Origin of the sequence: Mesorhizobium sp. YR577, from assembly GCF_900116595.1 — a bacterium.
GTDB lineage: Bacteria > Pseudomonadota > Alphaproteobacteria > Rhizobiales > Rhizobiaceae > Mesorhizobium_M.
The window spans coordinates 329,938-354,864 of sequence record NZ_FPBI01000002.1 but is presented as its reverse complement, the minus strand read 5'-3'; the positions used below and the strand labels follow the sequence as shown (position 1 = coordinate 354,864).

The 24,927-nt window shown below is 59.8% G+C and carries 23 protein-coding genes and 1 pseudogene; 10 read left to right on the top strand and 14 right to left on the bottom strand.

What is annotated here, in order from left to right; all coding sequences use genetic code 11:
* Positions 1 to 83: 83 nt before the first annotated feature.
* From BM413_RS33520 to BM413_RS04565, 3 genes and pseudogenes are all read left to right on the top strand, one after another.
* A pseudogene (locus BM413_RS33520) lies at positions 84 to 251 on the top strand (GntR family transcriptional regulator); the annotation flags it as partial.
* Between the two features lie 84 nt (positions 252 to 335).
* Positions 336 to 1,022, top strand: coding sequence for a GntR family transcriptional regulator (locus BM413_RS04570; protein ID WP_244537774.1), 687 nt, complete (start codon positions 336 to 338; stop codon positions 1,020 to 1,022).
* A gap of 132 nt (positions 1,023 to 1,154) precedes the next feature.
* Entirely contained in the window at positions 1,155 to 2,009 is an 855-nt protein-coding gene (locus BM413_RS04565) for a sugar phosphate isomerase/epimerase family protein (RefSeq protein ID WP_091910867.1), read from the top strand.
* A 20-nt stretch (positions 2,010 to 2,029) separates the two neighbouring features.
* Here BM413_RS04565 and BM413_RS04560 read toward each other — a convergent pair whose 3' ends face one another.
* The 8 genes from BM413_RS04560 to BM413_RS04525 are packed head-to-tail and all read right to left on the bottom strand — an operon-like array spanning position 2,030 to position 12,028.
* Positions 2,030 to 3,460, bottom strand: a complete 1,431-nt coding sequence (locus BM413_RS04560) for an FAD-binding oxidoreductase (protein WP_244537756.1) — start codon at positions 3,458 to 3,460, stop codon at positions 2,030 to 2,032.
* Positions 3,457 to 4,290 carry a creatininase family protein gene (locus BM413_RS04555; protein ID WP_091910865.1) on the bottom strand — a complete coding sequence of 278 codons (834 nt, stop codon included), beginning with the start codon at positions 4,288 to 4,290 and terminating at the stop codon, positions 3,457 to 3,459. Before BM413_RS04555 ends, BM413_RS04560 begins: the two co-directional genes overlap by 4 nt.
* A gap of 25 nt (positions 4,291 to 4,315) precedes the next feature.
* Positions 4,316 to 5,215 (bottom strand): carbohydrate ABC transporter permease, encoded by a 900-nt coding sequence (locus BM413_RS04550; RefSeq protein ID WP_091910863.1) that lies wholly within the window; start codon positions 5,213 to 5,215, stop codon positions 4,316 to 4,318.
* A gap of 2 nt (positions 5,216 to 5,217) precedes the next feature.
* On the bottom strand, positions 5,218 to 6,162 hold the full coding sequence (locus BM413_RS04545; protein ID WP_091910862.1) for a carbohydrate ABC transporter permease: 945 nt from the start codon (positions 6,160 to 6,162) through the stop codon (positions 5,218 to 5,220).
* Between the two features lie 6 nt (positions 6,163 to 6,168).
* Positions 6,169 to 7,404 carry an ABC transporter substrate-binding protein gene (locus BM413_RS04540; RefSeq protein WP_175544238.1) on the bottom strand — a complete coding sequence of 412 codons (1,236 nt, stop codon included), beginning with the start codon at positions 7,402 to 7,404 and terminating at the stop codon, positions 6,169 to 6,171.
* A 22-nt stretch (positions 7,405 to 7,426) separates the two neighbouring features.
* Complete coding sequence (locus BM413_RS04535; RefSeq protein WP_091910858.1) at positions 7,427 to 9,484, bottom strand: glycoside hydrolase family 31 protein; 2,058 nt, start codon at positions 9,482 to 9,484, stop codon at positions 7,427 to 7,429.
* Positions 9,477 to 10,835, bottom strand: coding sequence for a hypothetical protein (locus tag BM413_RS04530; RefSeq protein ID WP_091910856.1), 1,359 nt, complete (start codon positions 10,833 to 10,835; stop codon positions 9,477 to 9,479). Before BM413_RS04530 ends, BM413_RS04535 begins: the two co-directional genes overlap by 8 nt.
* The gene (locus tag BM413_RS04525) at positions 10,835 to 12,028 is read right to left on the bottom strand and encodes an ROK family protein (protein WP_091910854.1); all 1,194 of its coding nucleotides are present in this window, start codon (positions 12,026 to 12,028) and stop codon (positions 10,835 to 10,837) included. The genes BM413_RS04530 and BM413_RS04525 overlap by 1 nt, the downstream gene beginning before the upstream one ends.
* Positions 12,029 to 12,105: 77 nt before the next feature.
* Between BM413_RS04525 and ugpC the strand changes: the two genes are divergently transcribed.
* From ugpC to BM413_RS04510, 3 genes are all read left to right on the top strand, one after another.
* Positions 12,106 to 13,203, top strand: coding sequence for an ABC transporter ATP-binding protein (gene ugpC / locus BM413_RS04520; RefSeq protein ID WP_091910853.1), 1,098 nt, complete (start codon positions 12,106 to 12,108; stop codon positions 13,201 to 13,203).
* A complete protein-coding gene (locus BM413_RS04515; protein WP_280141814.1) occupies positions 13,187 to 14,116 on the top strand; it encodes a PfkB family carbohydrate kinase in 930 nt (309 codons plus the stop codon). The genes ugpC and BM413_RS04515 overlap by 17 nt, the downstream gene beginning before the upstream one ends.
* Positions 14,117 to 14,292: 176 nt before the next feature.
* Positions 14,293 to 15,744, top strand: coding sequence for an NAD-dependent succinate-semialdehyde dehydrogenase (locus tag BM413_RS04510; RefSeq protein WP_091910849.1), 1,452 nt, complete (start codon positions 14,293 to 14,295; stop codon positions 15,742 to 15,744).
* Between the two features lie 186 nt (positions 15,745 to 15,930).
* Here the strand turns inward: BM413_RS04510 and BM413_RS04505 are convergent, their stop codons facing one another.
* Entirely contained in the window at positions 15,931 to 16,161 is a 231-nt protein-coding gene (locus BM413_RS04505) for a helix-turn-helix transcriptional regulator (RefSeq protein ID WP_091910847.1), read from the bottom strand.
* 281 nt (positions 16,162 to 16,442) lie between these two features.
* Entirely contained in the window at positions 16,443 to 16,694 is a 252-nt protein-coding gene (locus BM413_RS33515) for a helix-turn-helix transcriptional regulator (RefSeq protein ID WP_091910845.1), read from the bottom strand.
* A gap of 130 nt (positions 16,695 to 16,824) precedes the next feature.
* Here BM413_RS33515 and BM413_RS04495 point away from each other — a divergent pair, with 130 nt between their 5' ends.
* The 3 genes from BM413_RS04495 to BM413_RS04485 all read left to right on the top strand — a co-directional run bounded on the left by BM413_RS04495 (position 16,825) and on the right by BM413_RS04485 (position 20,103).
* Positions 16,825 to 17,154, top strand: a complete 330-nt coding sequence (locus BM413_RS04495; protein WP_091910843.1) for a hypothetical protein — start codon at positions 16,825 to 16,827, stop codon at positions 17,152 to 17,154.
* Positions 17,155 to 17,325: 171 nt separating this feature from the next.
* Positions 17,326 to 19,167, top strand: a complete 1,842-nt coding sequence (locus BM413_RS04490) for a HipA domain-containing protein (RefSeq protein WP_091910842.1) — start codon at positions 17,326 to 17,328, stop codon at positions 19,165 to 19,167.
* A gap of 249 nt (positions 19,168 to 19,416) precedes the next feature.
* Positions 19,417 to 20,103 (top strand): HNH endonuclease, encoded by a 687-nt coding sequence (locus BM413_RS04485; protein WP_244537773.1) that lies wholly within the window; start codon positions 19,417 to 19,419, stop codon positions 20,101 to 20,103.
* A 62-nt stretch (positions 20,104 to 20,165) separates the two neighbouring features.
* Here the strand turns inward: BM413_RS04485 and BM413_RS04480 are convergent, their stop codons facing one another.
* The 4 genes from BM413_RS04480 to BM413_RS04465 all read right to left on the bottom strand — a co-directional run bounded on the left by BM413_RS04480 (position 20,166) and on the right by BM413_RS04465 (position 23,202).
* Positions 20,166 to 20,834, bottom strand: a complete 669-nt coding sequence (locus BM413_RS04480) for a hypothetical protein (protein ID WP_091910840.1) — start codon at positions 20,832 to 20,834, stop codon at positions 20,166 to 20,168.
* Positions 20,834 to 21,280 carry a phospholipase D-like domain-containing protein gene (locus BM413_RS04475; protein ID WP_244537755.1) on the bottom strand — a complete coding sequence of 149 codons (447 nt, stop codon included), beginning with the start codon at positions 21,278 to 21,280 and terminating at the stop codon, positions 20,834 to 20,836. The genes BM413_RS04480 and BM413_RS04475 overlap by 1 nt, the downstream gene beginning before the upstream one ends.
* Positions 21,277 to 22,155: a hypothetical protein gene (locus BM413_RS04470; protein WP_210188905.1), complete on the bottom strand. Its 879-nt coding sequence runs from the start codon at positions 22,153 to 22,155 to the stop codon at positions 21,277 to 21,279. Before BM413_RS04470 ends, BM413_RS04475 begins: the two co-directional genes overlap by 4 nt.
* Before the next feature lie 108 nt (positions 22,156 to 22,263).
* Positions 22,264 to 23,202 (bottom strand): LysR substrate-binding domain-containing protein, encoded by a 939-nt coding sequence (locus tag BM413_RS04465; protein WP_091910836.1) that lies wholly within the window; start codon positions 23,200 to 23,202, stop codon positions 22,264 to 22,266.
* A 155-nt stretch (positions 23,203 to 23,357) separates the two neighbouring features.
* Between BM413_RS04465 and BM413_RS04460 the strand changes: the two genes are divergently transcribed.
* The gene (locus tag BM413_RS04460; RefSeq protein ID WP_091910834.1) at positions 23,358 to 24,908 is read left to right on the top strand and encodes an ABC transporter substrate-binding protein; all 1,551 of its coding nucleotides are present in this window, start codon (positions 23,358 to 23,360) and stop codon (positions 24,906 to 24,908) included.
* Positions 24,909 to 24,927: the final 19 nt, after the last annotated feature.

Below are 24,927 nucleotides of genomic sequence, written 5' to 3'. Positions count from 1 at the left end.
ATGCGCTTGCAGCTTGTGCGTGTTTGGTTTTTTATTGAATAAAGACCGTTTCTGTCAAACACTTTCCATAAGGGCGGCGCGACGTGGCACGGGATAACAGGCTGTTCAAAACGCATTGCAACCAGCTTCTGGAACTGTTCGCCGACTTGGAGCCCGGTACGGCACTCGGCTCAGAGATAGAACTGGCCGGGCAGCTCGACGCGAGCCGCACGACAGTGCGGGCCGTGCTCGCTCATCTGACGGAATGCGGTATCGTTACCTGGGACGGTCGGACGAAGCATCTCGTCCGAAGGCCGGTGCCTTCCGACTTCTTCAACGACAGTGAGACGCGTTCCATGCAGGACGTGGTCGAAGAGAGGTTCCTGCGCTGGATCCTGCAGGGTGACGTACCGCCGGACACCGTGTTGAACGAAGCGCAACTGGCGCGTGATTTTGGTGTTTCGGTGGGGGCGGTTCGGGAATTCCTCATCCGGTTCACTCCCTTTGGCCTGATTGAGAAGCGGCCGAACCGAAGCTGGCTGTTGAAAGGATTTACCCGCGCCTTCGCCGACGAGATGTTCACCGTGCGTGAGGTTTTCGAACGGCTGGCCCTGCGAGAACTTCTTGCCGAAACGAGCGCGCATCAACGGGAGGAAATGAACAAGCTCGCCGAGGCACACCGGCGCGTCATCGAGGGCTCTGACAACGAGGCCCTGGCTTTTCCGGAACTCGACACGTGGTTTCACCAGACGCTATGCGGCGCCGCGCACAACCGTTTCATTTCGGATTTCAGCCGGATGATCGCCATCATCGTCCATTTCCATTATCGCTGGAACAAGGTGGACGAAATCCGGCGCAACCGCACAGCAGCGGCGGAGCATCTCGAAATAATCGAGGCAGTACTCGCCGGAGATGGTGCCGCTGCGACTGCCGCGCTCGATCGCCATCTCATGACTGCATATCGCACACTCATCGCGTCCGTGCGCTGGAGCACTGAGGACAGCGGTCGTCTTCGATCCGTTGGTCACCGTGGATCTGCCTGATGAGCGTGTCCGATTTTGGATATTGCGACGGAACTCGCGCACCAATCTGACAATGACTAACATATGAACGAACTCATCGTCGTCGGCGGTGACAAAAGTGCTGCCGCGGCGCACGAACACAGAGGCTGATGCATGAGCACTTTCGGACTCCACACTTTCGCCATTGCACCGGTATGGGATATTGACCGCATCGATCCGCAGATGGATCTGCTCAAGGAGCACGGCGTCGGCCTGCTCGAAATCCCAATGTTTCGACCCCAAGAAATCGACACGAAACGAACGCGGTCCTTCGCTGCCCATTACAAGGTGGAGTTGTTTGCCTCGCTCGGACTGCCCGCGTCGCTGGATGTTGTCGAACGGCCGGAGGAGGGGCTTGAATACCTGGAGTCGGCATTTCGCGTTTGTGCGGAAGTTGGCAGCTCCGGGTTAGGCGGCATGACCTATGGAACCATCGGCAAGACAACCAGCCGCGCTCGTACGAAAAAGGAGATCGACGGAATCTGTCGTTTTCTGGAACGGGTCGCAAAAACTGCCAGAACATATGGGGTGAAAATCGGCATCGAGCCGCGCAATCGCTATGAGACGCATCTGATCAATCGCGGCATCGATGCCGCGCGGATCATCGAGCGGATCGGAGCGGAAAACATCTTCATCCATCTCGACACCTACCACATGCATATCGAGGAAGAGAGCTTTGCCGCAGGTTTCGAGGCCGCCGCCCCATATCTCGGCTATGTCCAAGTTTCGGAAGCCAACCGGGATGTGCCCGGTAGAGGGATGCTGAACTGGGACGCGGCATTCAAGGCCATGGCGGATATCGGCTATGAAGGCCCGATCACGCTCGAAAGCATGAGCCGTGTCGACGCCGATATCGCGAGCAAATCAGCCATGTGGGACCCGGTCGCCGAGCACCCCGATGATGTCATCGAAGTTGGGTTGCCGTTCCTGCGCGAGGCGGCGCGTAAGGCTGGACTTACGCTTGGGTGAACAGGTCAGCCGCCGGAAGTTTAGCGCGCGCTTGCCTTCGCTATCGTGGCACGGGCCGGCAGCTGCTCGATCTCTTCCGGCGAAAGGTGTTTTACATCGTCCCAGTAACGTGACTTGGCCGAGTTGAGCAGTCCGTTGGCATCGAGCCTCTTCTTCCAGGCCAGATGGCGGAAGTCCGGCTTCATCGAGCCACCTTCGACATAGGGCACATGCGGGTTGGACGCCGGGCAACCATGCTCGTCGTAGATCCGCATCAGCTCGAAAAGGCGCTCGTCGCTGGAGTAGCGGACGACCGGCAAATCGAAGGCGACGAGTTCACCGTTGAGCAAGGCAAACTCGTGATGCATCAGCACCTCGTCACCGAATATCGCCTGCAGCGTATCGATCTTTGAACTGTCGAGCGGGGCTTTGAAGGTCACCTGCAGGTAGGTCACGCTGCGGTCGCTCTTCAGAATCTGCAAGGTGGTGTGGTTGTAGGAAAACTCGGACATGCCTGGCAGACCGGCTTTTTCCATCGCATTGTCGTCCATTGCGAGTTCGATGGTGCCGCCCTGCGCCTTTATCAGTTTCGCCAGTTCCTCCTGACCAGCGTCGTCCACCAGCGCGAGCAGCAGTGCGCGACCTTTGTCGCCAATTCCGTCAAGGCGACGTATGGCGCCTGCTATTCGTGCATCGATCGTCGTCAGCAGCTTGAGTTCGAAACCCTGGCTCCTGCCGATTGCCATACCAGCCTCGAAGGCCGCGCGATAAGTCGGGAAGGAAGCAATGACGTTGATCCAGTTACGCGCCGGGACGGTGCGCAACACCAGATCGGTGATGACGCCGTTCAGCCCCCAGGCGTGATGTATGGCGCGAATATCGTCTCCCTTGAAGACATGCCGGTGAGGCGGGTTCTCCATCGACAGGACCCCGATCGAATCTATGTTTCCGCCATCGCGCAGCATGCCGTGGGTGATCGATCCGATGCCGCCCGAGCCGCCGGCGATGAAGCCACCGATCGTCGCGATGTCTTCGGTGGAAGGGAATATGGGCAACTCCTGGCCGTGTTCGCGCAGAGCTTTATTGATCGCGCCGATCTTGCAGCCAGCCTCAACATGCACCGTCGTCTCACTGATCTCGAGGATGCGATTGATGCCCGTCATGTCGATGATAAGGCCGCCATCCATCGGAACGGCCTGGCCGTAATTGCCGGTGCCGCCACCGCGCAGGACGGTTGGCACGTTCCATTGGACGGCTGTGGCTATGCAGGTTTCCAGTTCGAAAACATCCTTTGGGGCGACAACCAGGTCGCCGAAATTTCCCGCAAGTTCGCGATTGAGGATTGGGCTGTACCAGAAGAAGTCGCGGGAGCGCTTCTTGACGATTGACGGCGTGTCGAAGGATTCGACAGCGCCCAGCGCATGGCCGAATGCCTGCCAATCGATCGTCGATTTGCCGGAAATAGATATCATGGCTCTCGGTTTCCTCGCTCACCTGACTGCCCGACCCCATCCAACTCCTGACAGAAGCGGTCGAATTCGGAGACGAATGTTGCGAAGTTGGTAGCAGCGGTAGAAAGCAGCCCTTCTCCCATCTCGACAGTTGCGGCAGCCGCGTTGCCGCAGGCTCCGTCCTCGTTGAGATCACCGATCACCCAGGCTGGTCTCGCACGCCCTGCCGAGAGGCCGATATGGCGATAGCGTTCCTGCCAGCCTTGCGCGGCGTTGCCGAAATCCGCCGCACGATCCATGACAACACGCTCGGGCTTGATCGCCAGCATGGCACTGGTCTCGACCAGTCCGGCATGAATGCCAAATGCCTGCTCGGTCTTGTCGGTCAGCGTTTCGGCCTCGTTGAAATTGTACCAATGGCAGGTTGCGGTCTGCAGGCCGAACTTGACCGTGAGATCGCGGGCGACGATGTCGAGAACCGCGCTGTTGCCGCCATGGCCATTAAGAAAGATAAGCCGGCGAACGCCCGCGCGCGCCACGCTTTCGCCGATGTCCATGAGAACCCGGATCAGCGTTTCGGCTGAGAGCGTCAGCGTTCCCGCGATTGCCGCATGCTCGTTGCTCTTGCCGTAGACCATGGTCGGCAGGAACAGAACCGTCAGGTCGGATTGGATCAGCGGCAACGCACGCTCGACGACTGCTTCGACGAGATCCGTATCGACTGAAACCGGCAGATGCGGGCCATGCTGCTCGATTGCCCCTACGGGCAGGATGGCGATAGTCTGGTTGCTGTCGAGCGACGCGAAGTCATGACGCGTCAGATCAGCCCAGTGGCTGCTGCGACCGCTCATTCATTTGCTCCGTGCCGTGCCCCGTTCATCCCTTTACCGCACCACCGCCGACGCCGGAGACGAGATGCCTCTGCAGGAAGAAGAAGACGACGAGTATGGGCGCGGCGGTTAAGACACCACCGGCCATAAGCACGCCCCAGTCCGTCGTGTACTGGCCGATCAACCCGCTGAGCCCGAGCGGAAGGGTGCGCTTCTTCTCGCTCAGGATAAAGGTGCTGGCGTAGAGGAATTCGTTCCAGGTGTGGATCATGACCCAGGTGGCGACAGCGACGATGCCGGGCCGTGCCATCGGTAGTATGACCTTCCAGAATGCCTGCCAGCGGGTGCAGCCATCCATGCGTGCAGCGTCTTCCAGAGAGAATGGGACCTGTGAGAAGAACCCGCGCATCAACCAGACGCAGAGCGGCAACATGTAGCTGAGATAGACAGGGATAAGCCCGTAGAGACTGTCGAGCCAGCCGAGATAACGAAGCTGGACGTAGAAAGGGATGAGGAGCAGCACGGGCGGGAACATCTGCCCATAGAGCATGAACAGCGGCAGCATCACCGAGCCCTTGAAGCGGTGGCGCGCCATGGCGTATCCCGCCGTGACCGAAATAAGGACGCTTATGACGGTGACGCTTATCGTCAGGATGAGACTGTTCATCGCAAAGCGCCAGAACTGCGCACCGACCAGAAGATCGATGTAGTTCTGGAACGTAACCGCATGAGGCACGAGGCTCGGCGGACGCTGGAATATCTCGTCCCTGCCGCGGATCGAGGTTGCGATCATCCAGTAGAACGGAAACACCGACCAGACGAAGGCTACCCACAGAGTGGCATAGGTGAGAAACTTGCCCAGTGGCTTGGGCAGGCTCAAGCCAGATCGAATGCGCGGCATTGCCGCTCGTTTCGCCTGGCGTTCGGGAATGGAGGCGGGCTGCATGGTCAGTCGCCCTCACGTGCCTGGATGAGTTTAAGGTAGATCGTCGTCGCGATGACGAGACCGACGAAGAGCATGGTGGCCACGGCCGATGCCATGCCGAGATCGAAGCGCTTGAAGCCGTATTTATAGGCTAGTGTGAAGAGGATCTCCGACGAGTTGAGCGGTCCGCCTTCCGTCATCAGCCAGATCGCATTGAAGTTGTTGACAGTGAGGATGAAGGTCAGCACTGCGGCAATGGCGAAGGACACGCGTATCTGCGGCAGGATCACATGCCACAGCTTGCGCCAACCGGAAGCTCCGTCCATGGAGGCGGCTTCAAGGACGGAACGCGGGACGAGCTGCAGCGCTGCAAGAAGCAGCAGCATGACGAAGGGCGTACCCTTCCATATGCTCTCTATCGTCACTGCGTAAAGCGACGTCGCCGTATCGCCAAGCCAGGGATGGTAATCGTCGATGATACCCAGCTGCAGCAGCAATTCGTTGGCGATGCCGACGCTCGGGTCATACATCCAGCGCCAGGTCAGCACAGCAACGACACTCGGCACGACCCATGGCACGAGAATGCCGGAGCGGAAGAAGCCGATGCCGGGCATGGCCCGATGCAGCAGCAGCGCCAATCCCAGGCCGAGTCCCAACTGGGCGACAACGTTCAGGACAACCCAGACCAGCGTGTTCCACGATGCCTGGAGAAAGACGGGATCGGCGAATACACGCTCGAAATTGCGCAGGCCGACAAAGTTCATCCTGCCGCTGCCGAGCGTCCTGAGGGTGACGTCGTAGAACGCCGAAAGGATGCCGGAGACCAGCGGGTAGACCACAACGCCGACAACGACGAGCACTGCCGGCAGCACCATCAGATAAGGATAGATGCGCGCACCCCGTCCGGTCTCGAACACGGACGACCAGGTCTTCTTGAGTTCCTGACGGGGCGAGGAGCGCGTCAACATTTGCAGCTATTGCCCCAGCAAACCCTGAATGGCGGTCGAGGCTTCGGCCATGGCGTCCTTGGCCGGCTTGCCGCGAAGGACGGAGTCCCACACATTAGCGATGATTTCGTTGTGGATCTGGCTCCATGCCGCGACGACCGGGCGTGCCTTTCCGGCGTCGGCCTGCTGCATGAATGGCCGCTGCTTTTCCGGCAGGGCTGCAATCGCTTCCGGCGTGGTTGCCGCAACCGTCGCTGAAAGCCGGTCATACTTTTTCATAAGCTCGACACTGCGAGGACCGGTCAGCCAGCGCACCAGTTCCCAGCTTGCATCCTGAACCGAGGAGTTCGCGTTGATCGCCAGATTGTAGCCGCCGATAACGGTGGCGGCCTGCTTGCCGGTAGGCAGAGGATAGACGGAGAACTCGAGTTTGGGGTTGCCTTTCTCAAGCGCCGACAGTGCCCAGTCGCCGCTGATCAGCATGCCGGCGCGTTCTTGGATGAAGGGCGCGTTGACCTCATCCCACGAGCCTGCGGTAAGCACCGATTCCGGCATGGCGTGGTTTTCGGTGTAGAGCTTGGCGAGAAAATCCACCGCGTCGACCGCTCCCGGCTCACCGACGCGAACCTTGCCGGTTTCGTCGATTATGTCGCCGCCGTTCTCCCAGATAAAGCTGTAGAGCTGGAAGGCGCCCATGCGGCTGCCGCCGAAAGTCAGGCCGTAGGTATCCTTGTCCTTGTTCGTCATGGCGACGGCGGCCTTGTGAAACTCTTCCCAATTGGCCGGCGCCTTGTCTATGCCTGCTTCCTTCAACATGCGGTCGTTGACGAACAACGCCACGTTGTTGGTGTAGAGCGGCATCGCGTATTGGCGCTGGTCGAAGCGTCCGCTGGCAAGCGGGCCGGCCTGATATTCGGCCGCGAACGGCTTGGATTTTTCGGAGAGATCGGCAAGCAGGCCCGCATCCGCTAGGCCGGCGACCCAGGCGATGTCGAGCGCCATGACATCGGGACCGGCACCGCCGGACAGTGCAACGAAAAGGTTGCGTTCCATTTCCATGTGGGCAACCGATTGGACTTCGACCGTGTGCCCGGTTTCCTTTTCGAAGGCCTTGATTTCCGCGTAGATCGGCGCGTCGGGCCCCGAGGCAAGCGGCGAGTTGACCCAGAATACGATGTTGTCCGCCATGGCCGGCGAAAGACCGAGGCCAATGGCGATCGCAGCAGATGCTACGCTCTTTCTGAGAAAGCTATGTATGGTCATGTCGTCTCCTCCACTGTTGACGTCAGCCCTGTCGTGTCGACTTCTCCGTCGTTTTATCCAGGACGATTTCCATATGTTTGGCGTAAGGCGGCGTCGCCCAGAGGATGTCAGGGCCGAACCAATCCTCGATCGCCGCATCCTTGCCGTTCGGCCGCCGCTCCGCTCCACCCTCGATACGCGCGCGCCCGCTCGACCCGACTATCCCGACACGGTCCAAATTCCAGGCGTGCTCCTCCGCATGGTCGATCGACAGGCGATCAGCATTTTCCGGGTTGACGAAAACCAGCATGGAAACACGACGTGATGCGGTGTCCGCTGCAAGCGGCAGCCTTGCGCCTGAGCGAACGAATAGCGGCATGTTCTCAAGCGGAACGTCATGAACCCGCCAAGCAGGCCCGCTGACCCATTCTCCTGCCAACACGTCGTACCAGTCGCCGGCAGGCAGATAGATCGCACGCACGTTGCCGTAAAAGGCAACAGGCGCGACCAGTATGTCATCGCCCAGCATGAATTGCTGATCCCAGTCGTTGATTGCGCGCCAGTCGATCTCCGGGAATGCCAGCGGCATCATGCGCAGGAGCGGGAGTCCGCCGCTGGCCGCCTGGCGGCCGTAGTGCTGGAAGACGGGAAGCAGTGCGAGATGAAGCGCTGCGAAGCGCTTGTACGTTCTGGCCGAACTGTCGTCCATGTCCCACGGCTCGCGGCAGCCAAGACCGTGAAGCATCATCAGGGGCGTGAAGCAGGCAAATTGGGCCCAGCGCGCGAAAACCTGCGGGGTCGGCGTACCGAAGTAACCGCCAAGGTCACTGCCTACGAAGGACCAGCCTGAAAGACTGGCGCTCTGGACGGCGCGGATCGCCGACGGAAGGCCGGTCTTGGGGCAGAAATCCGAGGTCTGGTCGCCGCTCCAGATCGGCGCACGAATGCGGGGCGAACCTGAACGGCTGATGATTGCCGGAGTGCCGCCATCGAAGGCGTCAATGGTGGCCTCCAGATAGTAGCGAACGAAGGCGTTGTGCGCCTTGCCGCCGGTTTCTCCCGACATGAGAACCGCATGCTCCGGCAACTGTTCGCCGAAGTCGGCCTTGAAGCCCTTTATGCCTTGTTTTAGCAAGCCGCGCAGATTGTCCGACCACCATGCTCGGGCTTTCGGATTGGAGAAATCGATAAGCGCGGCGATGATGTTGGGATTGGCACCGGGACGCCGCGTGATGAGTTCTCCCGCGGCATCGACGATCACATAACCCTGCGCCTTTGCGTGCTCGTAAGACCGGGTTCCAACCACGACCCAGGGACACAGCCAAAGATAAATGTCGGTGCCATCCTTGGTCAGGTCGGCGATCATGCCCTCGGCGTCAGGGTATTTCTGCGTGTCGAAGGCGAAGGAATGAACCTCGCCCGACCAATAGGCATCGATCAGTTTGACGCCCATCGGCAAGCCCAGGCTGGAGTGACCGGCTACGTCGGCGGCGACCGTCTTTGCGTTTTCGGTCCTCCAGTCGCCGGCCTTCCACAGGCTGAAAAAGCTGTCTTCCGGCATTAGCGGCGGGCCGATGCGGTCTATCAGCAGGGCATAGAGTTCGGACAAATCGCCCAGATGAATCTCGAGATCGAGACGATCGCCCTCGACCTGAATACGGAACACATTCGGATCGAAGGAAGGCGCTATGTGAAAAACAGCCGGCGCTTCCTCGGGCAGGAATACCGCATAACCAAGTGTCGTCGCGATCCATGGGCTTGGCAGGTAGGTACCGTTGCCGAGCCCGAAATTCTCCAGGTAGTAACGCACCGACTGGCCGCGCAGATCAAGCGTTTCGAACCTTTCGCCGCCGCCGAAGGCCTGAAAAATTTTCGGAACGGCGAAGGCAATCTCGATTGCCGAGGCGTCCGTCTTTGAGACGACAATGCGAATGGTTTGCCCGTTGTCACTGGCGCTTGCGTCGACTTTTCCGCCTGGGATTTCACCAAAGGGCGCGGATGTCCACGAGCCGCCATCTGCGCGCCAGCCAACCGAGACGGGACGATGGACCACGCCGCGCGGCAGCAGATCGGCAAACGGCGTGCGGCCGGTGTCAAGCATGGTTGACCTTCAGCCCAAGCTGACGCCCCAGGTGAAGCACTGCATTGCCCCAATGGCCGTAAACGGCGGTGACGTGATGCTCGTAGCCCTCTTCGATGAAATTCCGGATGAATGCCTCTGCTTCCATCGTCGCCGGACGGAAATAGCCGGCGGCGCGATTGGCCTTTGAGCGCTCCGTCTCAATCTCGCCTTCGGCAACGAAAATCCGGATCTCGCCGTCATTTCGCAAGGATAGACGCAGCAAGGTCATCGCGCCGGCGCGCAGCGGAAAGCTTTCCTGTTTCAGCACCGGGTCGAGCGAGCGAGGCCCATCCGAAAGGCGTGGGCTGACGCCATAGTGCCAGAGCACCAGCCTGTTGTTGGCGCGGTCGATGCCGGAAATATCGGTCAGGAACGGGAGCGACGACGGATCGAAAGCGCGAATGGCAAGGGCAGTCAGCGCGCCCATCACGTCGCCTTCCGGGGCGATCGGCACAGCACGGTCGGAAAGTTCGCCGAGTGCAGCCCAGGTGCCGCGGAAATTTTCCGCATAAAGGATCTCGGGCCAGTCACGAATGGCGATGGCATCGGCCTTTATCCGATCAAGGCCTGCCTCCAGACGGGCATAGGTGCGGCCGAGCGTCTGTCGCCCGTTCTCTGCGTTGCCGTCTTCGAAGCGGGCGTCGGACCAGCGTTTCGCCGCCGCGTTCTCCGAGGCCTCGTCGGCTTTGCAGTCTTCAAGGAAACGGACCAAAGTCGTCTGCTCGATGGTCACGTCGAGCGCTTGCTTCAGCGCCCAGGGGTCGGCCGCCAGGTTTGTGAACCAGTCGGCGTGCGCGCCGAGCAGGGCAATGCGTGCTCCGGTAATGCTTGCGCGCGCACGCGCGGCAGCAGCGAAGGCCGCAAGTTCATCGACGATCGCGGCATCGCCGGGATTGCCGAGCAGCAAGGTGAAACGGCGGTCGAAACGGTTGAGCGTCGATGCCCAAAGCTGCGCCCCGCACAATGAGTTCGTGACAATCTCATCGGCCTCTTCCAGCGCCCAGAGCGCTATGGGCATCTGGCGGCTTCCGATCTTGTCGAGAACCTCATGCAGTAGCTCTGCAGTACAAAACGTCGAAAGCTGGATGACCAAACCGTCGAGTTGATCGAGATCCAGCGCCTTCAGAGCCTCGGCGCAGCTTTCACGATCCCGAGCGAGTTTTTCCGCAACCTGAAGCCGGCCCTTCAGCCTTTCGTCGCCGGCAAGTTCCTGCGTGCGGTTAATCAACGCCTTGGCTGCAGCTTCGGAAAACAGAGATGAAGCAACGAAGAGGACGCCTACTTTTCGGCTGCCGGCCACGATGTTTCCGGTCCGGTGCAAGATCGTCATCAGGCATTCTCCCCCAGCGCAGCCTGGGGCTCGGCTTTCGCCTCAAGCCCGCCGCTGCGCACGAAACAATAGGCTGCGTAGTAGAGCGCCGCCTGCGGGTCGTTGCCGATGGACGGTGCGATGAAAGAAAGTTTGAGACGATCCTGGTCGAAGCCGCCAAGAAGGCTTTCGTCGAGGCCTTCCAGGATTGCATCGTGGTCTGCGACCGGCATCAGCGACGGCCAGCCACTGATCACAACAGAGGAGACGGGGTGCAAATTCAGTGCGTTGCCGAGACCAAGACCCAGCAGGAAGAGACGTTCGCGAAGGCTTGTTCGAATGTCGTCACCAAGATCGAGTGCTTCGATGAACCCGTCGCCTTGATGCAGCACCTCGCTCTCGGCGATGCCGATGATCTTCGAGACGGCTTTCAAGGAGGTGTAAGCTTCAAGACAGCCCTTGTGGCCGCACCGGCACGCGTGCCCGTTGCGCTCGATGACCATATGCCCGAGTTCGAATGGCGAGAAGGTGTCGATAGGCGCTGTTTCATTGACGACCACGCCGGCCACGCCATGGCCGACGAACAGGAACAGGTGATCGCCTTCGATCGGGTAGGCGGCGGTGCTGGAATATCGATGGAAAGCAGCTTGCGCGATAACCGAGTTGGTGATCGACAGCGGAACACCTTCCAGAACTTCGGCCAGAAAGGCGCGTAGGCGTTTCATGTCCCAGGTAAAAATCGGATTGGTGTTTGCTCTGCTGTAACCCGGGATGGACAATGCTGCATGACGGATGGAAATGCCCCTCTTGGCCGTCCACTGCGTCATCGTGGCAAGGCAATTGCCGAACAATCGCTCGAATTCTGACTGTTTCAGTTGCGGCGAGGCCGGCATGCGTTCGACATAATCAATGATGCCGCCAAGATCGCCAATGCCAAACGAAAGCCGGTCGTTCGACAGTTCTATGCCCGCGACAGCAATATTCTTGCTTAGTGTAACGAGAGCCGTCGGGCCGCCGACATAAGGGGCGGGGCGGCGAATTTCCTCAATGATGTCTTCACTGCGCAATTCGGTCAGAATGCGAGAAATACTTGCTTCAGTGAGCTGTGCATCCTTGGCAATCAGCGGCCTGAAGGCTCCTCCGCTGCGCAAAAGGCTTTCGAGGACGACCGCTCTGGTCTCCCTTCTGCTCCTCGGTGCAAAGCGTCCAGACATCGAGTTTCCATGATATTTACACTGTGTAATTATTGTGCTTTAGAAACAGCGAATGTCAACACGGGAGTGAGAAGAAAGTGGCAGGGTTGACACTGCGCTCCGTGCAGAAGCGGTTCGGAACGGTCGAGGCCGTGAAGGCCGTGGACCTCGAAGTGGCCGATGGCGAGTTCATCGTTCTGGTCGGGCCGTCAGGCTGCGGTAAAAGCACATTGTTGCGCATGATCGCGGGCCTGGAGGAAATATCCGGCGGCGAAATCCTGCTTGATGGACGCAACATCAGCACTGTTGCACCGCGTGATCGTGACATGGCGATGGTGTTTCAGGACTATGCACTCTACCCGCACATGACGGTCGCCGAGAATCTTGGCTTTGCCTTGAAGATGCGCGACCTGCCTGCTGGCGACATCGCGCAAAGTGTCGCGGATGTTGCCAAAATGCTCGAACTGGATGCGCTTCTGCAACGCAAGCCGAAGGCGCTTTCGGGTGGGCAACGCCAGCGCGTCGCGCTCGGCCGCGCCCTGATCCGTGAGCCGGAAGTCTTTCTCTTCGACGAGCCATTATCGAACCTCGACGCCAAATTGCGTGTCGGAATGCGTATGGAAATCCGTAAGCTGCAGATGGCGTTGCGCACCACCAGCATCTACGTCACGCACGACCAGATCGAGGCCATGACCATGGCCGATCGCATCGTTGTCTTGAAGCTCGGCGAAGTGCAGCAGATCGGCACGCCGATGGACATCTATGAAAGGCCGGCCAACAGCTTCGTCGGTACGTTTATAGGTTCGCCGCCGATGAGTCTGCTGCCTGCAGAACTGCGCCGGGAAGGCGATGAGGCCTGGCTGGTCTTCGGCAAAGGGCAAGAAGTCAAGCTGCCCGCTGCTCGCATGAAAGCGCTGCAGAACATCGATCATGTCGAGGTCGGGCTGCGCTCGGAGCACGTCTCCCTTGTGTCTCAGAGGCGCGGCTCTGGAAGCGCTTACGACTTCTCATCCGACATTGTTCTCGTCGAGGATCACGGTGCGGACTCGATCGCAGTCGTCTTGCTCGGAGGTCGCGAGATCATGACGAGGGTCAAGCCGGGCGCGGTGCATGTAGGCGACAAGGAGCGTAGGTTCCACCTCGACGTCGGTCGCATTCATCTTTTTCATCCCACCTCTGGTGCGGCCCTTGTCTGAGCATCGGCCGGGCGAAGTTTTTTGTCTTGGCTTGGCGATCCAGGACATCATCATGAGCGTCGCCGAGATACCGGCGCAGCCGGTCAAGATCTATGCGAAGTCGCGCCGCGATGTCGGCGGCGGGCCGGCAGCCAATGCCAGCGTCGCCATCGCCCGCCTTGGCGGCAAGGCGATTTTCGCCGGCCGTCTGGGTGAGGACGCTACAGGCATCGCGCTTCGCCGGGAACTGAGCAACGAGGCCGTCGATACCCGCTGGCTCAGGCATTTTGCCGGTCACAGGTCGCCGGGATCGGTCATCCTGGTCGACGGCTCGGGCGAACGGCTGATCGTCGCTTATGCCGACCCCGATCTGCCCGACGATGCCGAATGGCTGGAGCCTGAGAGCCTCGGTGGCGCCGTCCTTTGCGATCTGTCGTGGCCGAAAGGTGCGCTCAAGTCATATGAGGCAGCGCGGTCGCGGGGCATTCCGACAGTGCTTGACGCGGATATCTCGCGGCACGGTCGCGATGCAATCGCGCCGCTTGTCGATATTGCCGAGTATGTCGTCTTCTCGAAGCCGGGCCTGGTGCAGTTTTCCGGAGAGAACGACATCGAAACCGGCTTGAGGCTCGTTGCCGGACCGGAGCACCAGCTCATCGGTGTTACCGACGGCGCAGCCGGCCTTTATTGGCTTTGCGATGGAAAACTGGCGAACGCGAGACCGCCGTCGGTGCATGTGGTCGATACGGTTGGCGCGGGAGACGCGTTTCATGGCGCGTTGACGCTGGCACTGTCCTATCGCTGGCCGATCGAGAAGGCGATTGCGTTCTCGAACACGGTTGCCGCACTCAAATGTGCGATGCCCGGGGGCCGGGCCGGATTGCCGACACGGGCCGATGTGATGCGTTTCGACCCGTCGTTCGATCTTGCGTGAAAGCCCAAGACGGGAGACCGCCCTACGAGGGTTAGCAGCAGGCCGAGCTGGGAAAGGAAAGCTTTCTTTATCACGGCGGGCTTGCCAAACAGGGTGTTGCGGCACTACGTCCACTCGCACAGGGCTGCCTCGTGAGCGATCCTGTCCTCATGTCAAATTGAACAGGAACCTCATCCGTGGCCAATACCGACGTCAGTTACCCCGACACGCAGCTTTTCATCGATGGCGAATGGCGATCCGGAGTTGAGGGCAAAACCATTCCCGTTCTGGACCCGGCTACGGGTGAGGTGATCGGGAAGATCGCACATGCCACGAAGGCCGATCTGGACGCGGCACTTGCTGCAGTTGATCGCGGCTTCAAGGTCTGGAGCGCGACTTCGGCATTTGAGCGTTCCAAGATCATGCGCAAGGCGGCCGATCTTTTGCGCGAGCGGGCCGACAAGATCGCCCGCATCATGACGCGCGAGCAGGGCAAGCCGCTGGCCGAAGCCAAAGGTGAAGTGCTTGCTGGCGCCGACACCATCGACTGGTTCGCGGAAGAAGCTCGCCGCACCTATGGCCAGATCATTCCAGCGCGCACCATTGGCGTGTCGCAGATGGCGATCAAGCTCCCGGTTGGCCCGGTTGCAGCCTTCACGCCATGGAACTTCCCGATCAACCAGATCGTGCGCAAGCTTTCGGGCGCTCTGGCTGCCGGCTGCTCCATTATTGTCAAGGCGCCGGAAGAAACCCCTGCCTCGCCGGCGGAACTGATCCGCGCTTTCGCCGATGCAGGCGTGCCGAAGGGCGTCATCAACCTCGTCTACGGCGTTCCCGCCGAAATCTCGGAATATCTCATACCGCATCCGGTCATCCGCAAGATCTCGTTCACCGGCTCGACGCCGATCGGCAAGCATCTGGCGGCGCTGGCCGGGCAGCACATGAAGCGTGCGACCATGGAGCTTGGCGGCCATGCTCCGGCAATTGTCTTCGAGGATGCCGATCTCGGCGCTGCGGTAAAAGTGCTGTCGATGTCGAAGTTCCGCAATGCCGGCCAGGTCTGCGTCTCGCCGACGCGCTTCCTCGTACAGGATGGCGTCTATGATGGCTTCCTGGAAGGCATTACACAGGCTGCGAAGGCAATTCGCGTCGGCAGCGGGCTGGATGAGGGTACCCAGATGGGGCCGCTGGCCAATGAGCGTCGCATTCCCGCGCTTGAAGCTTTGATTGCGGACGCGGTCGCGCAAGGCGCTGAAGTGAAGACCGGCGGACGCCGCATAGGCAACAAGGGCAATTTCTTCGAGCCGACCGTCATCGCCAATGCTCCAAAGAGCGCGCGGATCATGAACGAGGAACCCTTCGGTCCGGTCGCGATCGTCAACCGCTTCTCCACGCTTGATGAGGCGATCGACGAAGCCAATCGGCTGCCCTTCGGCTTGGCATCCTATGCCTTCACCACATCGGCTGCGACGAGCCAGGTGCTGGGCATGAAGGTTGAAGCCGGCATGACCACGATCAACCACAACGGGCTCGCGCTGCCGGAAGTGCCTTTTGGTGGTACGAAGGACTCAGGATACGGTACCGAAGGCGGCTCGGAGGCTATCGAAGCCTATCTGACGACCAAATTCGTCTCGCATTTTGCGGCTTGATCGGCAGCCGCGATCAAGACCCAATAGAGTAGCTAAGCACCCTGGCATCATCGAGAATGATGCTGGGGTGTTATGGATCAATCTTGCAATTCGCCATAACAAGTTGAAAATAAACACAAAATGTAGATTCCAGAAAGGCTGCGCAGCCGGTAATTGGGGGCGGTTAGACGGCCTCCAACGGGGAGATCACACCTCATTAGGTGCGCGCACGGCATGTCGGTTTGGCGCACGGCAGATTACGATATTTTTTCGATCCCATGCATCGAGCTCCTCAAGGGGATATAACACGGCTTTGCCGATCTTAATGTAGGTCGGCCTGATTTTCATCGCTCGCCAATTGCGGAGGGTTCCGACGGAAATACCCCCGCGATAGCGCTCTGAAACTTCTTCGTCCGTGAGAAATTTTCTTTCATTCATGATGCCTCCACACGCATCGTCGACCGCGCAGGTTAGACGATTGTCAGTTGGTTGGGCGCGGAGCCGACCGGAGTGCCGTGGGCCACTTCAGGCACGCACCGCAACTGTCGAACCCGCTCTTGCACGAGCACAGTGAGGCGCGTTTTTCGATGAAGGGAAGAGGCTTAATGCGATGATCGTAGCCTCGGATAGCTTCGGATAAAAATCGGATGCTGTAGCCACCCGGCAAAAAAAGTGGTCCGAGCCGCGTCAGCGGCTCGCTGCTGAGGGTGCCAGTCCAGCTATGCAGCCTGTTCCGAAGACTTTCCTTTAGGTGGTTCTTCGACTTGCAGCGCTTGAGTGGAGCGGCAGACGACCAGGTTCTTGCGATCCCAACGTTCGAGTTCCTCCAGAGGGTAGAGAACCGCTTTGCCTACCTTGATGAAGGAGGGGCCGATCCTCCTTGAACGCCAGTTGCAAAAGGTCCCCTCGCTGATCTGCCCACGATAGCGGGCGACTACTTCCTCCAGGGTCAAGAATATAAGACTGGACACACATTCCTTCCTTTGTTGGAACGGTCTGGTGCCAGGGCAGACGCTTGATATTCGCGACTCTGCTGTGCCGCGGTGAACCGTCCGGACTGCAACTGATATTTTCGCCGATCAACCGCGAAAGGGCAGGCCAGTGCCCTTCGTCTGGGCCACCAGCTTCGAGTCGGGCTTTTACCTGCTGGTGCGCCGCGCCTCAAGTCAGGCAGACACGCGTCGTGAACTGTCCACTGGCCTAGTCGATGAGGGGTCGGGCCAGCTTTCCATTCGGGAACCAGGCCACGGAAGTGGTTGTCGCGATGGCGGTGCCGGCGGTCTGACATTGGAGCAGGCGTTGCGAGAGACGGACATGTTTTTGAGCGGTGGCGAAACGGACGCCGAAGGTATCCTGACCAACTATCGAACCTATCTAGTCAATCGGATCGAGCGGGTAACCGGGCTCCGTTCCAAGCATTTTGCGATTTAGGTCGAGCTGTCTGGCCTACACCTCTAAGATGGTGGAATCGTGCTGCTGGAAGCGGGCGGCACTTGCCCTAGCCCTGAATGCTGCGACTTTCTCGCATTTCAGATGCGAGAAAGTCCTTGACTTTTGGTGTTCGTTGGCGGACTTTCACGCATCTGAAATGCGAGAAAGTCCGTGTCCTTATTGCTAGTTGGAGAGACGATAGATAAAAGGCGCGCACATGTATTAGCGGCGGCGGGGGAGCTCGTCCCGCTCGTCCGCGGTGTTTATGCCCGGTCAGGCGAAGACATCGAGCAAGCCGTGCTGGACCATGCCGTGCGCATCGCGCGCTACCTCTATCCTACTGCCTATCTATCGTCGGCCTCTGCCCAACTTCTCGCTCCCACCCCTGACGGCCGCCTGTTCGTCAGCGGACGGCGCAACCAACGAACCCGGCTACGGACGCTCGAAATAATCCAGAATGAGGCGCCCCCCCATCCTTCGACTGCCTCTGCGGTGGTAGGGGACGATCTCGGCGAGTTGCGAGTTGACGTTTCCTCGCCGCGCCAACGCTTCCTGGAAGCGTTCCGCTTGCGGAGCGAGCATGCTAGCGCCATCACCGAATCGATGCGCGCCGAAATGGCGGTAAGACTCATAGAGGAATACGGCTCGCCACAGGTGGCCGCTGACGCGGTCTGGGCGTTGGCTCGCGAGAACGGATGGTACCGCGAAGGGGAGGGCGCTGAGCGCTATCTGATTGCGCGCCCGGCGACAGCCAAGGGTCCCGTTAACAAGGCAGCACTGGATCTCCTTGTGGCATGGCATGGGGATCCCCTCGGTCGTCTAATCCATGATGGGTTCGAATGGCGTTGGAAGCCTGTCAAGCGCAGCGGACCGCCGCTTGTCCGACAGACCGCGCCAGGCAAGCTGCCAGCTTTTATCGAGTCACTCCTCCCCGAAGGATGGCTTGCGCAAGTGCTTCATCAGCGGGATGAACGCGAAGCGCTGCGACGCGGCAAACGCTACATGTCAAATATCGCGGTCGTCGAGAGCCAAGCCGAGCTCAACGTCCTGCCGCGGGACGAACTCGACACCGAACTTGCCGCGTTCACCGACGATGGGCGCTTCACTGGTCGATACGTCGGCCCGTCGCGAGGCGAGATCGAGGAGACGTTCGAGCACAATTTGGCTCAGCTATTTGCGCGCGCGGAAACGCCGAGATTATCGGGTGTCCAGATCAAGGCGCCGATGAATTTGGCATCGGACGGCGCGCTACTGCCCGCGATCGATCTGCCATTCACTCACATCCTTAAGCCGGCCGGAACAGCGGGCTTCGAAATGCTGCCGGTCGTCGAATGGCTCTGTCTTGAACTTGGTCGCGCAGCGGGCTTCGAGGTTCCGGCCGCCGCGCTCATCGACATGCCGGATGGGATGTCACCTGCATTGGTCGTCGAGCGATTCGACGTGCGACACGGGCCTGATGATCGACGCTTCCTGGCGCTCGAGGATTTCTGTTCGGTTCTCGATCTGCCGGCCTCCGCCAAATACGACGGCACGATCGAACGCATGGCGCGGGGTTTGCGGCCGCTTTCGACCGATCCTGCCGCCGATATCGAGACCTTGTTCCGCCGGGCGTTTTTCGCGTGGCTGATCGCCGACGGGGACATGCATCTCAAGAACCTGGCGCTCCTTAAGATTGCAGAGCCTGGCTCCAAGCGGTTCGAGACCGTCCGGTTCGCACCCCTTTACGACGCCGTGACGACCCACGTCTTTCCGGGGCTTGGTGGCGATCGTATGGCGCTAAAGCTCAACGGTAAGGACGACCGGCTTACACGGCAGGACTTCCTAACTCTCGCGCGCACGATCGAGTTGCCGGTCACTCGTGCGGAAGAAGCGATAGGTTCGATCGCCGCTGCCCTGCGCGAAGCAGCGCCTACGCTGGCTCTGCCGTCCTTTGCCGAACGGGCTGATGCTGCTCAAACAGCGGCAGAGCGTGCGAAGGCGATCGTGCGCGACCGCGCCGAGGCGTTTCCGTGAGCACCAACGCGATCAAGATCTATGTTGGCGTCACCGATCTGGATTGGTTCGAATTTCTGTCGCGCCGCCAGGACGTAGACGAGGTGAACTTCTGGCAGCCCGGGGGGGCGGTCGCAGTTCCGAGCGCTTCAACCGGGCGAGCTGTTTCTCTTCAAGCTTCATAGCCCCAACAACTTCATCGTTGGCGGTGGGCTGTTCGGACATGCGTCGATCGTACCGATCTCACTCGCGTGGGAGGCCTTCGGCGTGATGAATGGCGCGGAGTCCTTGGAGGAGATGCGACGACGGGTTGCGCGATATCGGCGCGAGCCCGTCGAATATCGAACCGATTACTCCATCGGATGCCGGATTCTGGAGCAGCCGTTCTTCTGGCCCCGTGACCTGTGGATTCCGATTGCCGACCGCTGGGCTCCCAGCATCGTGGTAGGGAAGTCTTTTGACACCGGCCATGCGGACGGCCGCTTCTTCTGGGATGCGGTCCGTGAACGCTTGGCGGCACGGTCGGCGGCTGCGCCCAGCCCGCTTGATGAAGTCGCACGCTATAGTACGCCGCGCTTGGTCAAGCCGCGCCTGGGGCAAGGAACGTTTCGGGTTGCGGTGACCGATAGCTACGATCGCCGATGCGCCATTACAGGCGAGCGTACCTTGCCGGTTTTGGATGCAGCGCATATCCGGGCCTATGGCGCAGGCGGTGAACACGAGGTCAGTAATGGGCTGCTGCTCCGTACCGACATTCACAAGCTTTTCGATCGCGGCTATGTAACGGCCGATCCGGATTTCCGCTTTGTTGTAAGCCCGCGTTTGCGAGAGGACTTCCAGAACGGGAAGCACTACTATGACCTGGCCGGTCAAGATCTTCGCCTGCCAGTTCAACAGCGGCTGCGCCCTGATCCAGAAGCCCTTGACTGGCATCGGCAGGAGCGATTTCTCGGCTAGAGTTGAAGACCCTCAAAGCGGCAACGCCCGCAGGTGCATCGGGCGGACCAGCAGGTTTTCGGTCAGCGGCTTCTTTCGGACCCACTTTCCCGATGCTTCTCGAGATCGGGATGCTCGACGAAGTGCAATTCTGCTGCCGCGCTCTCATAGCGAGTGGAGTCGAGATCGAAATCGTGCAGAATCATCCGCGCTTTCGCCAGCGCGACCTCAATATCGCCGCTGACAGAGTTCAGGGGTTCGCTGGGTGCGCCGAGCGCGTCCTCATAGTCAAACAGGTCCGGATAGCGAGGGTGCGCCCAGTGCCTGTAGAGCATCATTCGTGCGCTAAGTTTCCCGAAAATTGCGACAAAGTCGTTTACTGCAATGAGTAGCAAGAGCTCGACGAGCTCTGGCTGCAACGTGATGCGGGAAGTTCGGTCGCCTGATGCGTGCTTGAGCGCATTGTACGGCAAAGCCAAAAGCGGACTTACTTCGCGGGCAAATTCGGGATCGTGGTCATTTAAGTGACGTGCTGGATCATTCGGCAGGAGCTTACCCTCACGGGTGGCGACATTCCGGATGTTTGCCTGAGCGGCGGAAAGCAGGACGTGCGCCGCCGCCAAGTTGTAGTGCCGGATCAACAAATCGATTGCGCCGTCGATTTCGGCGCGGCAGATCTCTTCAACGCCGAGCGACAGATCACCCGGCCTCGCCGGCTGGAAATTGGGCCGGGCTTTCTTGCGACGAGCCATTAGCCTTCGACCATATTGTGTTCAGTCATCTTGATAACTGCATCGACCAGTACCTTAACCGCATGCACGGCCGGACCCTCGACCAGCATGCCACATTCGAGATTGTCAGCCTTCGAGCGGCGCAGCAGATTGGCGGACCCGACATAGGCGGCAATGCCGTCGGCCAAAACAATTTTGGCATGGAAGGTCTCCTCAGCCAGGTCCGAGCCACCATAGTCGATGATACGGGTCGCCGACGCCCGCACCCGTGCAGCGGCCCTCCCACAGCCGACGAGTTGCGCGGCATCCCTAATAACTAAAACACGTTCTGGTGCGACCGTAGTCCCGAACAGATCAGCCGCCCATTCCGCACCAACGCGGTCGACGAATGGGATCATAATGGTCAATCGCTGGCGAGCGAGCGTTGCCAAGTGCTGGAACGCGTCGGTTGTGGGCGTCAGGGTCACGTAGTCGCTTGCGATGTCCGCAGCGAGAGCGGCCGCAAGCCGGCTCGGATCGGGCGGCATCGCGCGCGACGGAGGAACTCCTCACCATGATTGCGCCACATAGCGGAGATGTTTCCAAGATCCGGTGTCATTCCCTTGCGGTAAATCACGAAGGATAGGTCTGCGGGGAAGATGTGCTCGCCGATGCCGTCGCGGTCGACGCCGGATGAGTCCGCCAGCGAGTGCATCATCTGGTGCGAGAGGCTGTGGAGCAGGAGATAGATGTAGGCCGGGACGGTCCTGGGATAGCTGCCACCGCCCTCACGATCCTTAAAAACCTCAAGGAATGGTCCGAAGTCAGCGTATTGCTCGAGATAGGCACGGCCGAGCCTGCTCTCCGGGACATCGACGACGACGTTTGCCTTCAGCCAGCGGCGTACGCGTTGCTCGTCCAGCTTAAAGTAGAGCGCCTCGTTGCGCTGCTGGGTGACGTAGATCGGGCGCTTCTGTCCCTGGATGGGCAGCGGGTCAAACGCCTTGAGCCGAACCGGCATGTTGACGCTCATACCCTGGTGTTCGCGCTTGTAGACCGGCGTGGATGATACGCGCGTGTAGCCGAAGCTGAATTCGCAGATTGGCAGGCCAGGTATTAAGACAAGCTGCTCGACGCCGAGGTGAGTGAGTAGGTTGCCGGTAGCCGTTCGATACTGCGCGAGCGCCGCCGGGTCGTTGACGACATCGCTGAGCGTCACGTCGGGATTCATGACATCGACGGCGACATGCGTCGCCATCGCCTCCGCGACATGTTCGCGGAGGAGCGCATCGTGTCGAACGGTCAGGCGGATCGGATCATAGCGGCGAGCCCAATCCTCGCGTCCGATGACGGCTTGGATCACCGCCGGACTCTCCAATCGCCCTCGATCAACGATGCCTTTGCTGAACCAGCCCTCACGAAGTTCGGCGGCGTTCTCCCGATGGCTTCGCGAAAATGGTTATGGATCACGTCACTGCTTTGCAGGAGCGGGACTCGATTCTCGACGGCCGGCATTCGTCGCGTCGAGTGTCTTCAGAACGGTTTCCTTCAAACGCTCGGTAAACATTTCCACCACAAGGCTTTTGGGTGCCTGCGGCGGTCGGACTGCCAGATAAGAAACGACTATGTCCGGCTTGAAGGGCCGGATGATGAGTTCGCCGCCGAAGCTCAACGCACTGATCTCATCGACGATGCCGACGCCCATGCCCTTTGCTGCCAAAGCGCAGCAATTGGCGATGGACGTTTCGATCGGGGATTTGAATGTGACTGCGTTCCTTCCGGCTATCTGCTCGAAGCTGATCCGCAATGGTGTCTTCCGCCCCGGTATGATTGCCCGGCAGCCGTCCATGTCTTTCACGCTGATGGCTTCTCTTCGCGCCAGCCTGTGAACGGGAGAAAGGACAGCCACGGCTGTCGTTTTCGCGAGCAGTTCGCCAGGCGGTCCCTTGCGTTCAGCGCCCCCGAAGACGAAGCCGACATCATATTGATGGCTGGCGATCATGTCGGTGATGTGGTTGGTGCTTTCAGTGTCGAACACGACCGATATGTCCGGCATCTCGCGGGTCAAGGCGGGAAGAATTTCATTGGCGCATAGCGATGACAGGGCCGGCACCGAACCGATACGCAGGAAGCCGCCCTTGGCGGTCTTGATGTCGTCGGCGGCGCGGCCGATCTGGTCGAGCCCGAGGTAGAGACGCTCGACCTCGCGATAGAGCTTTACCGCCTCATCGCGCGGTGCGAAGCGGCTGCCCTCGCGCTCGAAAAGCTTCAGTTTCACGGCATACTCGAAATCGCGGATCAGTCGGCTGACGGCCGGCTGGGTGATGTTCATGAGTTCGGCGGCAGAGGTTATGCCGCCCGCCAGCATCACGTTGCGAAAGGCCTCGACCTGCCGTGGATTGATGCGCATTTAGGATACTCCAAAGGCATAACATTTTGTTATGAAACTAACATCAGATGCGATTTTCTTTCAATCCGGGGAGTCGCTAGGCTCAAAAAATAGGCAAAGCCTGCCGGATGAGCGCCGGCTTACTGCCTCGGAGGAATTCGGGAGAAGCGTTCGATATGAAGATTTCCACTATTGCGACTTTTGTCGCCGCGACGATGGCTATGGCGCCGGTCGCCTATGGCGCAGAGCTCAGGGTCGGGCTTGCTGCCTCAACGACATCGATGGACCCGCAGTTCTACGTCAATGGTCCCAACAGCGCGATGGCGCGCAACATCTTCGACGGTCTGGTCAATCAGGACGACAAGCAGCAGGTGCAGCCGGCGCTGGCCGAGTCCTGGAAGGTCATCAACGACACGACCTGGGAATTCAAGCTGCGGCCGAACGTGAAGTTCCACGATGGCAGCGACTTTACAGCAGACGACGTTATCGCTTCCATCAAGCGCGTCGCACTCGCTTCGCAGAACAGCCCGAGCTCGTTTGAAGCCTATGTCAAGGATATCGTCGATGTCACGGCGGTCGATCCTATGACTGTGCGCATCACCACCAAAGCGCCGACGCCGCTTCTACCCAACAATCTCAGCCGTATCGCCATGATGTCGGCCGAACTGGAAAAGACGCCGACGCAGGATCTGAATTCCGGGAATGGCGTCATCGGCACTGGTCCGTTCAAATTTGTCTCCTGGGCGCCGGACGATCACGTCACGCTCGAGCGATTCGACGGCTATTGGGGCGAGAAGGCTGCCTGGGACAAGATCACCTTCCGCGTTTTCAAGAACAGCAGTGCCCGCGTCGCAGCCATTCTGTCGGGCGATGTCGATCTGATTGAGAGCATCCCGACAGCCGATACCCGCAATCTCGAAAAGTCCGACAAGCTGAGCGTGATTTCGGTTCCCGGCAACCGCATCATGTATCTGCATATGGATCAGGGCCGCGACGTATCGCCTTTCGCGGTCGGTGCCGACGGCAAGAACCCGCTGCAGAAGGTCGAGGTTCGCAAGGCGATGTCGCTCGCCATCAACCGCGAAGCGCTTGTCGACCGCATCATGGACGGGCAGGGCCTGCCGGCCGGACAGCTGGTGCCTGAAGGCTATTTCGGGCATTCGCCGGATCTCGGCGTCGATCCCTACGATGCACCGAAAGCCAAGCAGATGCTTGCCGATGCCGGTTACCCGGACGGCTTCAAGCTGACCTTCCACGCAACCAATGACCGCTATCCGAACGATTCCAAGATCGCCCAGGCGATCGGCCAGATGTTCAGCCGCATCGGCATCAAGACCGAGGTGGCCACCATGCCCGGCAGCGTCTATTTCACCCGCGCCTCGGCGCTGGAATTCAGCCTGATCATGGGCGGCGCGGCGGTCGAGACCGGCGAGGCGTCCGGGGTGCTTGGGCCGCTGCTCGAGACCTATGGCGAGAAGGCTGGGCAGGGCAATCGTGGGCGTTATTCGAACCCTGAGTTCGACAAGGCCCTGATCGAAGCCCGCTCGACGCTGGACAATGATAAACGCGAAAAACTGCTCCAGACGGCGATGGACATCGCCATGAAGGACGATGGCGTCATTCCGGTTTTCTTCCTGGCCAACACCTGGGCGACGAAAAAAGAGTTCACCTATCAGGGTCGCTCGGATGGCTACACGCTGCCTTACTATGTGAAGCAGGCGAACTGATCCGGTTGTCCTCCCAAGG

Coding starts and splice junctions, on each gene's coding strand:
- BM413_RS04570 (WP_244537774.1), top strand. CDS start 336: ATGCAGGACGTGGTCGAAGAGAGGTTCCTGCGCTGGATCCTGCAGGGT.
- BM413_RS04565 (WP_091910867.1), top strand. CDS start 1,155: ATGAGCACTTTCGGACTCCACACTTTCGCCATTGCACCGGTATGGGAT.
- BM413_RS04560 (WP_244537756.1), bottom strand. CDS start 3,460: ATGATATCTATTTCCGGCAAATCGACGATCGATTGGCAGGCATTCGGC.
- BM413_RS04555 (WP_091910865.1), bottom strand. CDS start 4,290: ATGAGCGGTCGCAGCAGCCACTGGGCTGATCTGACGCGTCATGACTTC.
- BM413_RS04550 (WP_091910863.1), bottom strand. CDS start 5,215: ATGCAGCCCGCCTCCATTCCCGAACGCCAGGCGAAACGAGCGGCAATG.
- BM413_RS04545 (WP_091910862.1), bottom strand. CDS start 6,162: ATGTTGACGCGCTCCTCGCCCCGTCAGGAACTCAAGAAGACCTGGTCG.
- BM413_RS04540 (WP_175544238.1), bottom strand. CDS start 7,404: ATGACCATACATAGCTTTCTCAGAAAGAGCGTAGCATCTGCTGCGATC.
- BM413_RS04535 (WP_091910858.1), bottom strand. CDS start 9,484: ATGCTTGACACCGGCCGCACGCCGTTTGCCGATCTGCTGCCGCGCGGC.
- BM413_RS04530 (WP_091910856.1), bottom strand. CDS start 10,835: ATGACGATCTTGCACCGGACCGGAAACATCGTGGCCGGCAGCCGAAAA.
- BM413_RS04525 (WP_091910854.1), bottom strand. CDS start 12,028: ATGTCTGGACGCTTTGCACCGAGGAGCAGAAGGGAGACCAGAGCGGTC.
- BM413_RS04505 (WP_091910847.1), bottom strand. CDS start 16,161: ATGAATGAAAGAAAATTTCTCACGGACGAAGAAGTTTCAGAGCGCTAT.
- BM413_RS04485 (WP_244537773.1), top strand. CDS start 19,417: ATGAATGGCGCGGAGTCCTTGGAGGAGATGCGACGACGGGTTGCGCGA.
- BM413_RS04480 (WP_091910840.1), bottom strand. CDS start 20,834: ATGGCTCGTCGCAAGAAAGCCCGGCCCAATTTCCAGCCGGCGAGGCCG.
- BM413_RS04465 (WP_091910836.1), bottom strand. CDS start 23,202: ATGCGCATCAATCCACGGCAGGTCGAGGCCTTTCGCAACGTGATGCTG.
- BM413_RS04460 (WP_091910834.1), top strand. CDS start 23,358: ATGAAGATTTCCACTATTGCGACTTTTGTCGCCGCGACGATGGCTATG.